Source organism: Enterococcus sp. E5-37 (assembly GCF_035726925.1).
Classification (GTDB): domain Bacteria; phylum Bacillota; class Bacilli; order Lactobacillales; family Enterococcaceae; genus Enterococcus_B; species Enterococcus_B faecium.
Map to the genome: position 1 here is coordinate 1 of NZ_JAPMLG010000010.1, position 15,852 is coordinate 15,852.

16 protein-coding genes and 1 rRNA gene are annotated in these 15,852 nt (G+C 39.0%); 13 read left to right on the plus strand and 4 right to left on the minus strand.

Going from position 1 to position 15,852, the window contains the following annotated elements; translation table 11 throughout:
* A 5S ribosomal RNA gene (gene rrf, locus OS138_RS12765) occupies window positions 1-87 on the plus strand; the annotation flags it as partial.
* Window positions 88-139: 52 nt separating this feature from the next.
* Here the strand turns inward: rrf and OS138_RS09165 are convergent.
* From OS138_RS09165 to OS138_RS09180, 4 genes are all read right to left on the minus strand, one after another.
* Complete coding sequence (locus OS138_RS09165; RefSeq protein WP_002289440.1) at window positions 140-610, minus strand: glutathione peroxidase; 471 nt, start codon at window positions 608-610, stop codon at window positions 140-142.
* Window positions 611-768: 158 nt separating this feature from the next.
* Window positions 769-1,227 (minus strand): S-ribosylhomocysteine lyase, encoded by a 459-nt coding sequence (locus OS138_RS09170; protein ID WP_002289439.1) that lies wholly within the window; start codon window positions 1,225-1,227, stop codon window positions 769-771.
* 171 nt (window positions 1,228-1,398) lie between these two features.
* Window positions 1,399-2,544 carry a cystathionine gamma-synthase gene (locus OS138_RS09175; RefSeq protein WP_325070032.1) on the minus strand — a complete coding sequence of 382 codons (1,146 nt, stop codon included), beginning with the start codon at window positions 2,542-2,544 and terminating at the stop codon, window positions 1,399-1,401.
* Between the two features lie 12 nt (window positions 2,545-2,556).
* Window positions 2,557-3,474: a PLP-dependent cysteine synthase family protein gene (locus OS138_RS09180; protein ID WP_002289436.1), complete on the minus strand. Its 918-nt coding sequence runs from the start codon at window positions 3,472-3,474 to the stop codon at window positions 2,557-2,559.
* Between the two features lie 427 nt (window positions 3,475-3,901).
* Between OS138_RS09180 and efp the strand changes: the two genes are divergently transcribed.
* The 12 genes from efp (at window position 3,902) to OS138_RS09240 (ending at window position 15,479) form a co-directional block, all read left to right on the plus strand.
* A complete protein-coding gene (gene efp / locus OS138_RS09185; protein ID WP_002289434.1) occupies window positions 3,902-4,465 on the plus strand; it encodes an elongation factor P in 564 nt (187 codons plus the stop codon).
* A gap of 100 nt (window positions 4,466-4,565) precedes the next feature.
* Window positions 4,566-4,736 (plus strand): hypothetical protein, encoded by a 171-nt coding sequence (locus OS138_RS09190; RefSeq protein WP_205216956.1) that lies wholly within the window; start codon window positions 4,566-4,568, stop codon window positions 4,734-4,736.
* 214 nt (window positions 4,737-4,950) lie between these two features.
* Window positions 4,951-6,210 (plus strand): diaminopimelate decarboxylase, encoded by a 1,260-nt coding sequence (gene lysA, locus OS138_RS09195; protein ID WP_002286883.1) that lies wholly within the window; start codon window positions 4,951-4,953, stop codon window positions 6,208-6,210.
* On the plus strand, window positions 6,197-6,997 hold the full coding sequence (gene dapF / locus OS138_RS09200) for a diaminopimelate epimerase (protein WP_325070033.1): 801 nt from the start codon (window positions 6,197-6,199) through the stop codon (window positions 6,995-6,997). Before lysA ends, dapF begins: the two co-directional genes overlap by 14 nt.
* Window positions 6,998-6,999: 2 nt before the next feature.
* Complete coding sequence (gene dapA / locus OS138_RS09205) at window positions 7,000-7,881, plus strand: 4-hydroxy-tetrahydrodipicolinate synthase (protein WP_002286879.1); 882 nt, start codon at window positions 7,000-7,002, stop codon at window positions 7,879-7,881.
* Entirely contained in the window at window positions 7,878-8,594 is a 717-nt protein-coding gene (gene dapB / locus OS138_RS09210; protein ID WP_325070034.1) for a 4-hydroxy-tetrahydrodipicolinate reductase, read from the plus strand. The genes dapA and dapB overlap by 4 nt, the downstream gene beginning before the upstream one ends.
* Window positions 8,595-8,599: 5 nt before the next feature.
* On the plus strand, window positions 8,600-9,295 hold the full coding sequence (gene dapD / locus OS138_RS09215; protein ID WP_002301230.1) for a 2,3,4,5-tetrahydropyridine-2,6-dicarboxylate N-acetyltransferase: 696 nt from the start codon (window positions 8,600-8,602) through the stop codon (window positions 9,293-9,295).
* 15 nt (window positions 9,296-9,310) lie between these two features.
* A complete protein-coding gene (locus tag OS138_RS09220) occupies window positions 9,311-10,312 on the plus strand; it encodes an aspartate-semialdehyde dehydrogenase (RefSeq protein ID WP_002286873.1) in 1,002 nt (333 codons plus the stop codon).
* 8 nt (window positions 10,313-10,320) lie between these two features.
* Window positions 10,321-11,670 (plus strand): aspartate kinase, encoded by a 1,350-nt coding sequence (locus OS138_RS09225; RefSeq protein WP_002304192.1) that lies wholly within the window; start codon window positions 10,321-10,323, stop codon window positions 11,668-11,670.
* Window positions 11,630-12,781 carry a M20 family metallopeptidase gene (locus OS138_RS09230; RefSeq protein WP_325070035.1) on the plus strand — a complete coding sequence of 384 codons (1,152 nt, stop codon included), beginning with the start codon at window positions 11,630-11,632 and terminating at the stop codon, window positions 12,779-12,781. The genes OS138_RS09225 and OS138_RS09230 overlap by 41 nt, the downstream gene beginning before the upstream one ends.
* Window positions 12,756-13,925 (plus strand): pyridoxal phosphate-dependent aminotransferase, encoded by a 1,170-nt coding sequence (locus OS138_RS09235; RefSeq protein ID WP_325070036.1) that lies wholly within the window; start codon window positions 12,756-12,758, stop codon window positions 13,923-13,925. Before OS138_RS09230 ends, OS138_RS09235 begins: the two co-directional genes overlap by 26 nt.
* Window positions 13,926-14,099: 174 nt before the next feature.
* Entirely contained in the window at window positions 14,100-15,479 is a 1,380-nt protein-coding gene (locus OS138_RS09240) for an FAD-dependent oxidoreductase (RefSeq protein WP_325070038.1), read from the plus strand.
* Window positions 15,480-15,852: the final 373 nt, after the last annotated feature.

The following is a 15,852-nucleotide window of genomic DNA, read 5'->3' on the forward strand; positions in this document are numbered from 1 at the left end:
TGTAACCATGCCGAACACAGAAGTTAAGCTTCTTAGCGCCGATTGTAGTGAGGGGTTGCCCCTTGTGAGAGTAGGACGTCGCCACGCAAAGGCAAAAAGATGAACTAGAAATAGTTCATCTTTTTTTATTTTTATTAAGTTAAAGAACGGATTCAATTGCAGCGGTCATTTTCAATGGAGAAGTTTGTGGTGCAAATCGTTCGATTACTTTGCCATTTCTATCAATCAAAAATTTAGTAAAATTCCATTTTATTGCTTTAGTGACAGTACCAGGAGCTTCATTTTTAAGATAAGTAAAAAGAGGATCTGTATTTTCTCCATTTACGTCAATCAATTGATGCATAGGGAAGGTAACGCCATAAGTGGTTTTACAAGCTTCTGCTGCTTCAGTCGCTGAATCTAGCTCTTGTTTAAATTGATTGGAAGGAAAGCCTAAGATAACCAGACCTTGTGTCTGATAAGCTTGGTAAAGTTCTTCTAATTGCTTAAATTGAGGTGCTAGACCGCATTTTGTTGCAGTGTTAACAATGATTATCGGTTTGCCTGCATATTTTTTCAATGAATAGACAGTGCCGTCTTCTAAAGTAGTTTCAAAATTATAAATAGACATAAAGTTTTCTCCTTTCTATTTTATATAATAAAAAGAGCGCTAAACTGAAAACTAGCTATTTGTTTTCCCGTTTAGAACTCTTTTCAGACAATAAACATTTAATAAAATACGAAGATAAGATAGCTATATTGCTTCTCATCTTTACGTTCTTTTAGAAACTATGCTTCTACTTCAGACCATTCATCGCGTTTTGCTAAAAATTCACGAGCCAAAGCTTGTGCACCTTCTAGTGTATGGCTGGCAGCCCAGCCACATTGTGTTTCATTGCTTGCAGGTACTTCAGTAGCTTCAAGAACATCTTTCATTGTTGCTTCAAGAACATCTAAAATGTCTTCGTAGCTTTCATGATTCAATACAGTCAAGTAAAAGCCTGTTTGGCATCCCATTGGAGACCAGTCTACGATGTAATCTGCGTGATTGCGGATTAGTTCGGCAGTCAAGTGCTCAAGTGAATGTAGACTTGGCATGTCCATGTGTTCTTTATTTGGTTGTTTAAAGCGGACGTCGTATTTAATGATGACATCGCCATGCGCACCCGTTTTTCGATCAGCTACACGTACATAAGGTGCTTTGACTTTTGTATGGTCAAGATTAAAACTTTCGACATTCATTCTCATTTGTAAGACTCCTATCTGTTTGTTCATTCGTTTTGATGCTTTTCACTAAAGAATTATTTAGTGAAAAGCATCAAAAACGTCTTTCTACTTGATTCTAACACTTATCGTTTCCAAGGTGTAGCAATCTGAAATATTTTTTAGATTTTTCTGCTAAGTCGTTTATTGGGACTTCTAGTTCTTGATTCTGTCAAATGCCTGAGCTAAATCGTTTATGAGATCCTGACCATACTCAATTCCTACAGAAAGACGGATCAAGCCGTCCTTTATGCCAGCCTCTTCTCGTTTTTCTTTTGGAATAGACGCATGAGTCATGACAGAAGGAATTTCCACTAAACTTTCTACGCCACCTAAACTTTCTGCTAAAGTAAATAGTTGGAGTGATTCAACAAATGGAATAGCAGATTCTTCATTTTTTAAAGTAAAAGAAATCATTCCGCTAAAGCCGCTCATCTGCTGCTTAGCAACTCCATGGAGTTCATGATCGGGTAATCCTGGATAGTAGACCTTTTCTACTGCTGGATGAGAAAATAGAAAATCAGCTACCACAAAAGCATTTTTTTGATGTTCCTCCATACGAACACTTAGTGTCTTGATTCCGCGCTGAAGTAACCAGCTATCTTGGGGACCAAGTACGGCTCCGATAGCATTTTGGTAAAATCCGATCTGATCGGCTAGATCTTTATGGTTAGAAGTCACTAAACCAGCTACTACATCGCTGTGTCCGCCTAGATATTTGGTACCGCTATGGACAACGATATCAGAACCGAGATCTAAAGGTCTTTGAAAATAAGGAGTAGCAAATGTATTGTCAGCAATAACTATCAATCCATGTTGATGAGCCAGAGTGGCACTTTTTTCTAAATCAGTAATCTTTAGAAGCGGATTGCTAGGTGTTTCAAGATAAAGTGCTTTTGTATTGGGTTTGATGGATTGTTCTATTTTATCAAGACTACTCGTATCTATGATCGTGTACTCGAGACCATTTTTAGTAAGAACTTTGTCAAATAGACGGAATGTTCCTCCATAGACATCATCTCCTAATAAGATATGATCGCCAGCTTGAAAAAGAGAAAAAACGGCATGAATCCCAGAAAGACCAGAAGAAAAAGCGAATCCTCGAACACCGCCTTCCAAATCAGCAATCAGTTCTTCCAATGCAAAACGAGTAGGATTACCAGATCTTGAATATTCATATTGTTTAGGCTGGCCGACGCCATCTTGCCGATAAGTGGATGTTTGATAAATAGGTACACTGACAGCTCCTGTTGTGGGATCTTCACTGATGCCTCCGTGGATCAATTTTGTTTGAATGTGCATGTTTCTTTCCTCCTATAAGTAAATGTTTTTTGATAAATAGCGGTCTGCTGCGTCTGGAAAAATCGTAACGACACGATGACCAGGTGGTAAACGACGAATTTCTCTTAATGCTGCTGCAAAAGCCGCACCACTCGAACTTCCAACTAATAGTCCTTGTTCTCGTGCTAACTGCCTAGTATAGTTAAACCCTTCTACATCAGAGATTGTCTCGATCTGATTGATTGAAAGGGGAGAAAGAAACGGCGGAATGAATTCTACACCGATACCCTCAATTTCGTGAGGGGCTGGATCACCACCATTTAACACAGAGCCCTCTGGTTCTACACCGATTATTCGAATGTCGGGATATTTTTCTTTCAAAAAGGTAGAAGTTCCAGCAAAGGTTCCACCACTCCCAATTCCTGCTACAAAACTATGGATATTTTCTTTGATTTCATGAAAGATTTCTGGCCCTAACGTATGATAGTAAGCAGCAGGATTATCTTTATTTTCAAATTGAAGAGGCAGATAGCTGTTTGATATCTCCTCTGCAAGTTTTTTACTTTTGCTGATGGCACCGATGATTCCTTGCTCACTAGGAGAATGGATGATCTTTGCTCCCAATGCTTTCATCAATTGTTGTTTTTCTAAGCTAAACTTCTCTGGAACAACAAAAACCGTTCTTAATTTGTATGTGAGTGCGGCCAGAGCGATCCCAATTCCTGTATTTCCGGCAGTTGGTTCGATGATCGTCGTTTTTTCATTGATTTTTCCTTGGGCAAATCCTTCTTTGATCAAATAACTGCCCAATCTATCTTTGATACTTCCTCCAGGATTTAAATATTCTAGTTTTGCATAAATAGCAGAACCTTTAGGCATAGAATAGTGCTGATTGTCAAAGCGATAAAGCGGTGTGGAACCAATAGCTTCTGTAATTGTCGAGATAATCATATGGGCCTCCTAAAAAAAGATAATAAAAAAAGGAGCTGACTATTAAATCAGCTCCTTGAAAGACATAGAGAAAAATTGAGTAGATAAAAAGATAAGTTACCTGGTACTCATTCTATGAAGGGCAATTAATAGACATGACAAATAGTATGCTGCTTTTATGCACCATACAACAGCAACGATTCAATTGTTTTTGGTTGCTGACTGTCATGTGTATCCCTCCAAGTAAAATTTTTATTAACGATAGCATGAAAAAAAATAAAAGTCAAAGGCTTGAAAGAAAAAAATATTTCGATAGCATCGTTTACCCGTGTTTATTTTTCTGACAAATAGGCATGAGACCTTAAAAGATAGAGAATACTCTAGTTTTCTGGCCGGTTGTCTGATACAATAAAGTTGATTATGATAAAGAAAAGAAGGAGCAAAAATAATGATCTCAGCAAGTGATTTAAGAGCCGGTATGACTTTCGTACAAGACGGCAAACTGATTAAAGTTCTGGATGCAAGCCACCATAAACCTGGTAAAGGAAATACAGTTATGCGTATGAAACTGAAAGATGTCCGTTCAGGTGCAACATACGACACAACGTTCAGACCAGAAGAAAAATTTGAAAAAGCACATATCGACACAAAACCTGTACAATATTTGTACACGATGGATGATACAGCTTTCTTCATGGATTTGGAAACATATGAGCAATATGAAATTCCTGTAGAAACAGTAGAAGAAGAAATGAAATATATCCTAGAAAACATGGAAGTAAAAATCCAATTCTTCGGTAGCGAAGTCATCGGTGTTCAATTACCAACAACTGTCGTATTACGTGTTGTGGAAACACAACCTTCCATCAAAGGTGCAACAGTCACTGGTTCAGGTAAACCAGCGACAATGGAAACTGGCTTAGTAGTCAATGTTCCTGACTTCATCGAAACAGATGAATTGTTGGAAATCAATACAGCAGAAGGTTCTTATGTAAAACGTGCGTCAAAATAATTCGCTAACGGATTGATAAGAATTTGAAAACAGAGCTTGACCTCTTGAAAGGCAGATCATCGGATCTGCCTTTCAAGAGGTTTTTTGTGGAATCAGCAAATTGAAAAATAAAAAAGTATTTGATTTTATTTATATTTTGAAAGATGAATGGCAAAAGCTAGAGAAAGAAGAAACTGTACTTATTTATGAAGAAATTGAAATGATTCATAAAATTGAAAATATCCGAACTATTCCGAACTATATTGAAGCGAAAATATTTTTTCATCACTAAATAGTGTTGAATTTATGTTTTTGTGTATAAACAGCTTCTAATAGTTCGGGTATTTTGTTTTTATAACTATTTTTATTCTTATTTTTAAAAAAATATTTCGAAATATACTAGACAATTCAGAAAATTTTGTTTAATATTATTCCAATAAAATTCAAATCTTTATCAAATGAAATTCCAATAAAAACGGAAAAAAAGTGAAAAGAGGAATGAAAAAATGACAGAATTGATAATTGGCGGAGTCACAGCAAGCACATTGGCAGAAAAGTATAAGACACCTCTGTATGTGTATGATGAAGAAAAGATGAGACAAACGATGCTGTCATTCAAGCGAGGCTTTGTATCGAAACGTTTTGATACAAAAGTGCTTTACGCCTCTAAAGCATTCCAAACGATTGAGATGCTGCATTTAGTTCGTGAATATGGATTCGGGCTAGATGTTGTCAGTGGTGGGGAAATCTATACCGCTTTGCAAGCTGATTTTCCTAGAGATACTATCTACTTCCATGGTAACAACAAGACGCCAGAGGAACTGATCTATGCACTTGAAAATGATTTGTTGCATATTGTTGCCGATAATTTGATGGAAGTTGAATTATTAGCAGAATTAAGCCAACGCTATTTAAAAAAAATCTGTATCATGCTTCGGTTGAATGTCGGAGTAGAAGCACATACTCATGAATATATCGTCACTGCGCATATTGATTCAAAATTCGGCATGAGCTATGAAAGTAAAGAGTGCCAACAAGCCCTTCAGTTGATAAAAGAAAGCAGCTATCTAGAGTTAGAAGGATTTCATGCTCATATCGGGTCACAAATTTTTGATGTTACTGCTTGGTTAGCTGAAATCGACAAATTGACGAATTACTTAACCGATTTTGACCAACCTCTTTCCTTGAATCTTGGCGGAGGGTTTGGGATTCGTTATACACAAAATGATCAGCCGATCCCAGTCGAAGAGGCACTAAAAAAACTGATTGAATATACGGAAGAAGCTTTGGAAAAACGAAAACTGACCATTCGTCAATTACTGATCGAACCGGGTAGAAGTATTGTTGGAGAAGCTGGTACAACACTATACACGATTGGTTTCATCAAAAAGACACCACATAAAAAATATTACTTTGTAGATGGCGGGATGACAGATAATATCCGTCCAGCTCTGTATCAGGCAGAATACGATTGTGATTTAGCAGCAAAACTGTCGGAAGAAAAAACAGAGAAAGTGACGATTGCAGGAAAAATGTGTGAATCAGGCGATGTGGTAATTAAAGAAGCTTATTTGCCGAAAGCAGAATCGGGTGATCTTTTAGCTGTTTATTCCACGGGAGCTTATGGATACTCGATGAGCAGCAACTACAATCGAGCGACACGACCAGCAGTTGTTTTTGTCAATAATGGCCAATCAAGACTGATTGTTCGCAGACAAGCATTTTCTGATCTACTAAGGGGGGAAGTTTCCTATGATCCTTCATAAATATAATGGCTGCGGAAATGATTTTATCTTATTAGATTACGCAGAAGACACAGATTATAGTCAATTAGCCGCTTCTTTATGCACAAAAGAAAAATATGATACAGACGGATTGATCGCCGTAAAAATCGATCCGTTGGAAATGATCTATTACAACAAAGATGGCAGCCGCGCGCCGATGTGCGGAAATGGCATTCGCTGTTTTGCTCGATACGTAAATGATCAGAACATGATGAATGAACAGGAATTCAACGTAGAGACATTAGCAGGCACAAGAAAAATTACGGTGTTGGATCCCTCACCTTTTTATTGCAGCGTAGATATGGGAGTGCCAGATGATTCTCCGGAAAAAATCAAAGCTAATCAAACTTATCCAATAAAAAACCAGGAAATAGAGATCAATGGTGAAAAAGTAACGATCACTAGTTTATTTTTAGGAACGATTCATACCGTTGTTTTTGTTGGAAATGCGCGTGAGGAAGTCTGGAGAAAAAGAGGTGAACTGATCTGTCATCATTCTTTGTTCAAAGAAAAAACCAATGTCAACTTTGTAGAAGTAGTCAATGAACAAGAATTGATCGTCCGTACCTATGAAAGAGGAGTAGGTTGGACACTTGCTTGCGGTACAGGTTGCTGTGCCTCTTATGTGGTTGCTAAGGAAACTGGGAAAATTTCAGCAGATCAGGTAGTTGTTCACTTGGAACAAGGAGACTTGATGATCTCTGGTGAGGATGCGATACAAATGGCTGGCCCAGCAGTTCATGAATGGACAAGAATATTGGAGGAATGAAGATGATAAAAGGTTCGATCGTGGCGCTGATCACGCCGATGAATGAAGAGGGATCAGTAGATTATGCTGGTTTGGAAAAATTGATCCAATTCCATTTAGATGAACAAACAGACGGATTATTAGTTTTAGGTACAACAGGAGAATCTTCTACGCTCACACAATCTGAGGAGGAGCAGATCCTTCAACTGACAGTAAAGAAAGTGGCTGGCCGTGTGCCGGTGATTGCAGGAGCTGGAACGAATAATACGAAAGAAACGATTGAAAAAGCGAAGCATTTTGCTTCTTTGGGGGCAGACGCACTTTTGGTCATCACCCCTTACTACAACAAAACAAGTGATGCAGGACTAGCTGCTCATTTTACAGCAATTGCAGAAGCCTCACCGATTCCGCTTATTTTGTATAATGTTCCTTCTAGAACAGGCATGTCGATTCCAATTCATGTATTAGTAAATTTAGCAGAACATCCTAATATCATTGGTTTGAAAGAAGCCTCAGGAGATATGGCTTATGTGATGGATGCCGCTCGGTTGATTGGAGAAGAATTCTTCCTTTACAGTGGAAATGATGATTTGATCCTACCAGTAATGAGTGTAGGAGGAAGCGGTGTAATAAGTGTATGGGCGAATATCCAACCTAAAATAGTCCATGAATTAGTAAAAGATACGCAGGACGGAAGATGGCAGCAAGCAAAAGAAAAGCAATTAAATGCACTTGAACTGATCCATGCCTTGTTCAGTGAGACCAATCCTATTCCTGTCAAAGCAGCCATGTCATTATTAGACTTACCTTCCGGACCACTACGCCTGCCTTTAGTTTCTCTTTCAAAAGAGAAAAAGAAACAATTAGCTCAGCTTTTGTTAAAAGAAAGGACGGTTGAAAAATGAAAATCGGACTGATTGGCAGTGGACAGATGGGAAATAGAGTCGAAGAAGTTGCACAAGAAAGAGGAGATACGGTCCTTCTTTTACGGACGGCACCTAAAGAAGCAACTACGCTTGCTTTTACGGAACTGCCAGAACTGCTTATTGATTTTTCTCATCCAGATAATTTAGAGATGATCCTTTCGTATAGCTTGTCTTATCAACTTCCGTTAGTCATTGGCACGACAGGTTATACACAATCACAGTTCCAAGAAATAAAAGAACATGCCAAACATGTACCTGTGATGTATAGTGCTAATTTTTCGTTCGGCATCATGGTGATGAATCAACTAATCAAGCAAGCAGCTGCAATGTTGCAAGGCTGGCAGATCGAACTGATTGAAAAACATCATAGTCGTAAAAAAGATGCACCATCTGGTACTGCAAATATGCTGCTTCAAACAATCCAAGAAGTGCAAAAGCTGCAGCCCGTATACAACTGGCAAGGGAAAAAAAGAGAAGAAAACCAAATTGGTGTACACAGTATTCGTGCAGGTTCTTTACCTGGTGAACATGATGTATTGTTTGCTGCTACTGATGAAATATTTACGATCAAACATGAATCTTTTTCTAATCGAATCTTTGCTGCAGGCGCAGTAGAAGCAGCGGACTGGTTGAAAGATCAGTCACCAGGTTATTACAAATTAAAAGATTTATTAATGGACAAAGGGGTGTAAAAAACGTGGAAGCTCAAGAAATCATCCGCTACATTCAAACGGCATCTAAAAAGACGCCTGTGAAAGTCTATCTGAATGTAACCGAGCCAATCGAATTTAAAGAAAGTAAAGTTTTTGGTGAAGGAAGCAGCTTCGTTGTTTTTGGTGACTATGAGACGATTGCTCCGGTTTTAGAAGCTGAATCAGAAAAAATCATTGAAATCGAAATCGAAACTGCTGCAAGATACAGCGCAGTTCCTTTGCTAGATATTAAAAAAATTAATGCTCGTATCGAACCAGGTGCTATTATCAGAGATCAAGTGTCCATCGGCAACAATGCCGTGATCATGATGGGAGCGATTATCAATATTGGTGCAGTAATCGGTGAAAACACGATGATTGATATGGGTGCTGTCTTAGGTGGACGAGCGACAGTGGGCAAAAACTGCCATATTGGTGCAGGAGCTGTCTTAGCAGGTGTGATCGAACCAGCATCGGCCAAACCGGTTATCGTAGAAGACGGCGTACTGGTAGGTGCGAATGCAGTGATTGTTGAAGGTGTCCATATCGGAAAAGATGCAGTCGTGGCAGCAGGAGCAGTGGTTTTAGAAGATGTGGCAGCAGGCACTGTTGTCGGTGGAATACCTGCACGTGTATTAAAAATAAGTGATGATCAGACAAAAGAAAATACAGCATTGATTGCTGCGTTACGCGAATTATAGAGGAGATGGAGAAAAATGCGCGAAATAGATACCTGTATTGTGGGGGCAACCGGATTAGTCGGACAAACGATGCTCAAAGTGTTAGAAGAATATGATTTTCCAGTAGGACGATTGAAATTATTAGCTTCAAAACGTTCAGCTGGCAAAGTTTGTGTATTCAAGAAAAAGAAACACACTGTACAGGAATTGACAGAAACTTCATTTGAAGGATATGATTTAGCGCTATTTTCTGCAGGTGCTTCTGTATCCAAAGAGTTTGCGCCAATCGCACGAAGTCAGGGACTATTTGTCATAGATAATTCCTCAGCATGGCGGGAAGATTCGGATATTCCATTAATCGTTCCAGAGGTCAATCTGGAAGACTATACATTGAATCGGCTGATTGCAAATCCAAATTGTTCAACCATTCAAGCGGTACTTCCGCTTAAAGCTTTACAAGAAGCCTTTGGTATCCAGCGAGTCAATTATTCGACCTATCAAGCAGTTTCTGGTTCCGGGCAAAAAGGCATTGAAGATCTTCATCGTACGCAAAATGACGAGGAACCAGTTTTGTATCCTTATAATATTAGCCAAACGGTGATTCCGGAAATCGATCAGCCTTTGGAAAATGGGTATACAAAAGAAGAACAGAAAATGATAAATGAGACCCGTAAGATTCTGCATCAGCCTGCTTTGCCAGTATCAGCAACCTGCGTACGTGTGCCAATCGAAAATGGACATGGAGTCTCTGTGGCAGTTCAACTGCAAAAAGAGTTTACGACGGAAGAAATTAGAGAGTGTCTCAGCCAGTTTCCAGGGATTCAATTAGAAGATGATCTAGCAGCACATAAATATCCGACGAGCATTCTTGCTAGAGGAACAGATATGGTTTATGTTGGGAGGATCAGAAAAGACACTTCTTTAGAGAACGGATTGTTGTTCTATACGACTGCCGATAACATACGCAAAGGAGCCGCTGCGAATGCCGTACAGATTGCTGCAGCTTTAATGCAGAAAATAGCGGAGGTGGCAAGATGAGTAATACGCTGAAAGTAGCGAAATTCGGCGGAACATCGATGTCTCATGAAGAGCAATTCAAAAAAGTCCGTACAATTGTTCTTTCAGATCCCAATCGCCAAGTGATCGTTGTTTCTGCTTTAGGCAAACGTACGTCAGATGATGACAAAGTAACAGACTTACTTTATTTGATTTATGCTTACCTTCAGCATCATGTTGATTGGACACCCCTTTGGAAAAGGATTTGTGATCGTTTCATTCAAGTAAGAGATGTTCTTGCCCTGCAGTTACCTATTGAAGATGAACTAGCACGCATACAGAAACAACTGGAAGACGAAAAGATAACTGAAGATTATTTAGTAAGTAGAGGTGAATATCTGACTGCTCAACTGATGGCTGAGTATCTTGGTTACCAGTTTATTGACGCAAAAGACCTGATTTTCTTTGACTATGATGGGAAAATCGATCAGGAAAAAACAGCACAGGAAATCACAAAAGCATTTAAAAGATACCCGAAAATGGTTGTTCCAGGGTTTTACGGGGCGAACCCTGCAGGAAAAGAAAAATTATTGGGCCGTGGGGGAAGCGACATTACCGGCGCGATACTGGCGAAGATGTTGCAAGCGGAAAGTTATGAGAATTGGACGGATGTTTCAGGAATCATGATGGCTGATCCGCGAATCATCGATCATCCTAAAATCATCGAGGAAATCTCTTTTAGAGAACTGAGAGAGATGGCTTATATGGGGGCTAACGTTCTTCATGAAGCAGCTGTTTTCCCAGTTCAAGAGGCTGATATCCCCATCCAAATAAAAAATACCAATGATCCTTTCGCTCAAGGGACAAAAATATCGAATCACGAAATAGAAAAGGAAAATGGACTGACAGGAATAGCTGGACGCAAGGATTTTCTTTCCATCACTTTATTCAAACGTCATATGTCCGATGAAATCGGGTTTATCTGGAAAGCAATGAGCATTTTTGCTAAACATGAGATATCAATCGAACATATTCCTTCAGGGATCGACAATATCGGAGTGATCGTCTCAGCAGAAGCGATTGCCGATAAATTATTTCTCATCACGAAAGAATTAAAAGAAACACTTGGCGTGGAAGAAATCGTCGTGATCGAAGACTTAGCTTTGATCTCTGTCGTTGGGGGTCCGCATAAAGAATTGATTGGATTATCTGGGAAAGTGTTATCGATATTGAACAAATTAGAAATTCGCACATCGATCTTATCACAAGGAGCACAGGAGTTGAATCTGATCATCGGTGTACCGAATAATCAATATGAAACAGTAGTGAAGGGTATCTATGAAGGGATGGTGAATACGGATGCTGAAAGAATATCGAATGGCACTCCATCAAATTCCTGAAATCGGATTTCATGAATTCAAGACAAAAAAATATTTATATGAACAAGTAAAAAACAGCGGGGCCGTTATCCATGAAATCGGCGAAACAGGACTACTCCTTTATTTTGATAATCAGCAAGAAGAAACGATTGCTTTTCGAACAGATATCGATGCACTGCCAGTCAAAGAAGAAACGAATCTCTCTTTTGCTTCTAAGCATGAAGGTTATATGCATGCATGTGGTCATGACGGACATATGGCGATGCTTTTAGGGTTGACTGACTTTATAACTAAACACATTGAGGATCTTATTTATAATGTAGTACTGATCTATCAGCCATCAGAAGAAATTTCCGGTGGCGCACAAAGCGTTATTCAGTCAGGATTGTTGGATAAATATGAAGTACAAGCAATATTCGGCTTTCATCTATGGCCTGGACTAGCTAAGGGAGAAGTTTTCTCTCGACCAGGACCTTTGATGGCACAAAGCAGTGAAACAGACATTATCATTAAAGGCCAGTCTGCACATATTGCTTCTAGTGAAAAAGGAATCGATAGTCTGGAGGCAGCTGTACGATTTTTGAAGAATGTTTATGATTTTGACCGACAATTACCGGCAGAGTGGAATCATCTAATGAAATTTGGCCAAATCCAAGGTGGAACGATCCGAAATGTTTTAGCTGGAGAAGTTATTGTATCCGGAAGTATCCGTTCTTACAGTTCAGATATGCAAAATTATTTGAAGAGGGGATTAGACCATTTAGCAGAACAGTTTCACTCTACAGCTACTATTTCTTTTCGCTATAATGACGGCTATCCAGCTGTAATCAACCATAGAGGCTTATATGCAGCACTGTTAGATTCAAACAAACTACATGAATTAGATGCTCCAGTTCTTCAAGCCGAAGATTTTGGCATATATACGCAACAATATCCATGTGTATTTTTCTTTTTAGGTGTCGGTGATACCCCTGCTTTACATGATCCGACGTTCGATTTTGATATGGATGTTTTAGAAAATGGTGTAGAATGGTACAAAACGATTCTTTTTACAGATAATCTTCTTGTAAAAATCGATAGCAGTTCAAAAGAGGAGCGAGTAAATAATGATGAATTTATCCAATCGATTTAGTCCCAGGCTTTCTAGAATAGAAGTATCAAAAATACGACAATTCGATCAGCAAATATCGTCGATACCAGATGTGATCAAACTCACCCTGGGAGAACCGGATTTTCCAACTCCTGAACATGTCAAGCAAGCAGGAATAGCAGCGATCGAAGAAGACTTTTCTCACTATACCGGAATGAGAGGATTAGAGGAACTGCGGGAAGCGGCTTGTATGTTTCAGCAACAGCGTTATGGATTAACTTATGATCCGCAAACGGAAGTTTTGACGACAGTTGGTGCAACGGAAGCGATTGCCTCTGCGTTGTTATCTGTTTTGGAAGAAGGAGACAAGGTTCTTATTCCAGCGCCTGCTTATTCAGGATATCAGCCATTAGTTGAGCTAGCTGGTGCTGAATTGATCCCGATAGATACTTCTGATACAGGGTTTGTTTGCCAGCCAGAACAATTTGAAAAAGCCTTTGAAAAATATGGATCAGCTGTCAAAGCAGTTATTTTAAACTATCCTAACAATCCTACTGGGACGACATTGTCTGCAAAACAATTGAAAGCAATCGCTGAGGTTTTAAAAAAATATCCGGTATTTGTTATAAGTGATGAAGTATATGCTGAATTGACTTATAGTGGAACGCATATGTCCATAGCTACTTATCTTCCAGAACAAACAATCGTGATAAGCGGGTTATCCAAGTCACATGCGATGACTGGTTGGCGAGTGGGCTTTATTTTTGCTCAAAAAGCCCTTATTGACGAACTAATTAAAGTCCATCAATATCTGGTGACTGCCGCTACAACGATGTCGCAAAAAGCTGCAGCTGAAGCGCTAATAAATGGGGTGAAAGATAGCGAGAATATGAAAGAGCAATATCAAACACGAAGAGACTATCTGGTCCAGCAATTGGCGCCTTTAGGATTTGAAGTGACCCAGCCAAACGGTGCATTTTACTTGTTTTGCAAACTCCCAGCTGCCATTCAAACTGACTCTTGGCAGTTTTGTGTAGAATTAGCGGAACAGGCAAAAGTTGCGTGTATCCCAGGAATTGCATTTGGCCCAGAAGGAGAAGGTTATATCCGGATTTCTTATGCTAGCAGCATGGAAAAATTACATGAGGCCTGCAAACGGATCAAAGACTTTTTAACAGAACAGTGATTCATAGATTTTATCAAAAAAACAATCGTTAATTTTGCGGTATATTCTGCAAGGAGACGATTGTTTTTTAAATTTAGTTCAAATGAACGCGTTTCTTTTGATTCATAACTAATGTAATGTTAAGTTTAAATTGTTTAGAATGATTTTAAAAGAATATTCAAGGAGGTTTCATCAATGGAAAAAATCAAAGTTGTCATTGTAGGTGCATCTCATGGAGGGCATCAATCAATCTTGGAACTATTGACACGATACGGTGAAAATGTAGATATCACGCTATTTGAAGCAGGAGACTATATTTCCTTCATGTCATGTGGTATGGAGCTGTATTTAGAAGACAAGGTAACAGATGTAAATGATGTACGTAATTTCAGACCAGAAAACTTTCCGCAATCCAATGTTCATATTTTAAATAATCACGAAGTAAAAACGATCGATGCCGATAAAAAAACAGTAACGGTTACTAACGCATCAGAAAACGAAACAAAAGAATATCCTTATGACAAATTGATTTTGAGTTCTGGTGTCAAACCAAACAATCTGCCAGTACCAGGAGCAGATCTAGAAAATGTCTACTTGATGCGTGGATACAATTGGGCAACCAAAATCAAAGAAAAATTAAATGATCCAGCTATTAAAAAAATCGCTGTCGTAGGTGCGGGTTACATTGGGATCGAAGCAGCAGAAGCAAGCCGAAAAGCTGGGAAAGAAGTCGTATTGCTTGATGTGATCGATAGACCCTTAGGCACTTATTTAGATGCTGAGATGACAGATATTTTAGAACAACACCTAAATGAAAACGGTATTGAAGTTTTGACAAATGCAAAAATCGAAGCTTTTACCGGTAACGGAAAAGTTGAGGCAATCAAAACAAGTGAAAAGGAAATCCCAGCAGATCTAGTCATTCAAGCTGCCGGTGTGAAGGCAAATACAGAATGGTTAAAAGGGATCGTCGACTTAGATGAACGTGGCTGGATCCAAACGAATGAATACTTGCAAACGAATCTTCCAGATGTGTATGCAGTAGGAGATGCTACACTTGCTTATTCTATCCCAGCACGCAAAAAAATGCCGATCGCTTTAGCGACTGTTGCACGTAGAGAAGCACGTTATGTAGTAAAACATCTTTTTGAAGAAGTACCAAACAAACCGTTCGGCGGAGTCGTAGGTTCCTCTGCATTAAGTGTCTTTGACTATCATTTTGCAGCAAGCGGATTGAATAGCTTTACAGCAGCAAAAGCAGGAGTAGATGTACGAGTGTCTTATTATGAAGATACGTTAAGACCAAAATATGTACCAGAAGAACAAGGAAATCCAAAAGTGTCCATCCAATTATTCTCGGATCCAATGACCCATCAATTGCTAGGAGGAGCAGTATTATCTACCTATGATGTTACAGGTCAAGGAAATGTATTGGCACTAGCGATCCAAAACAAACTGACTTTAGAAGAACTAGCAGAAGCTGACTTCTTCTTCCAGCCAGGCTTTGACCGACAATGGAGTATGTTGAATCTAGCCGCTCAACAAGCGTTAGGAGAAGAACCATTTGTAGAATAAGAAAACGAAATATTTGAAAAGAGGTTGTGACAGAAGTGGTCAGCTTCAAGAAATAAGAAGGAATTCACGAAATTTGTTTCTCAAATTTTTGTGAAATTTCGGCTTATTTTTCGAAGAAGCTACTTCTGGAACACCGTGAATCAGAGGTTGTGAAATCAGCGGTTTGACCTGAGTATTAGAGAAACAAACGGAAAAATAGTTCCTCATATTTTACCGTTTTTTGAGCTAATATCGAGGGACAGCTGATTGAACACCGTTTATTGGAGAGGTTGTGAAAAAGCTGCCTTGCATCAAGTAATAAGAACAGCCAAGTAAAAACAGCTCCTAATGTTTTTAACTTGGCTGGACTTATTACCGCAGATGCAAGCTTTTG

Bases quoted from the DNA above. Each gene is read 5' to 3' on its own strand.
- dapB (WP_325070034.1), top strand. From the start codon at position 7,878: ATGAAAATCGGACTGATTGGCAGTGGACAGATGGGAAATAGAGTCGAA.
- OS138_RS09230 (WP_325070035.1), top strand. From the start codon at position 11,630: ATGCTGAAAGAATATCGAATGGCACTCCATCAAATTCCTGAAATCGGA.
- OS138_RS09170 (WP_002289439.1), bottom strand. From the start codon at position 1,227: ATGAGAATGAATGTCGAAAGTTTTAATCTTGACCATACAAAAGTCAAA.
- efp (WP_002289434.1), top strand. From the start codon at position 3,902: ATGATCTCAGCAAGTGATTTAAGAGCCGGTATGACTTTCGTACAAGAC.
- OS138_RS09240 (WP_325070038.1), top strand. From the start codon at position 14,100: ATGGAAAAAATCAAAGTTGTCATTGTAGGTGCATCTCATGGAGGGCAT.
- dapA (WP_002286879.1), top strand. From the start codon at position 7,000: ATGATAAAAGGTTCGATCGTGGCGCTGATCACGCCGATGAATGAAGAG.
- dapF (WP_325070033.1), top strand. From the start codon at position 6,197: ATGATCCTTCATAAATATAATGGCTGCGGAAATGATTTTATCTTATTA.
- OS138_RS09220 (WP_002286873.1), top strand. From the start codon at position 9,311: ATGCGCGAAATAGATACCTGTATTGTGGGGGCAACCGGATTAGTCGGA.
- OS138_RS09165 (WP_002289440.1), bottom strand. From the start codon at position 610: ATGTCTATTTATAATTTTGAAACTACTTTAGAAGACGGCACTGTCTAT.
- OS138_RS09235 (WP_325070036.1), top strand. From the start codon at position 12,756: ATGATGAATTTATCCAATCGATTTAGTCCCAGGCTTTCTAGAATAGAA.
- OS138_RS09180 (WP_002289436.1), bottom strand. From the start codon at position 3,474: ATGATTATCTCGACAATTACAGAAGCTATTGGTTCCACACCGCTTTAT.
- OS138_RS09175 (WP_325070032.1), bottom strand. From the start codon at position 2,544: ATGCACATTCAAACAAAATTGATCCACGGAGGCATCAGTGAAGATCCC.
- lysA (WP_002286883.1), top strand. From the start codon at position 4,951: ATGACAGAATTGATAATTGGCGGAGTCACAGCAAGCACATTGGCAGAA.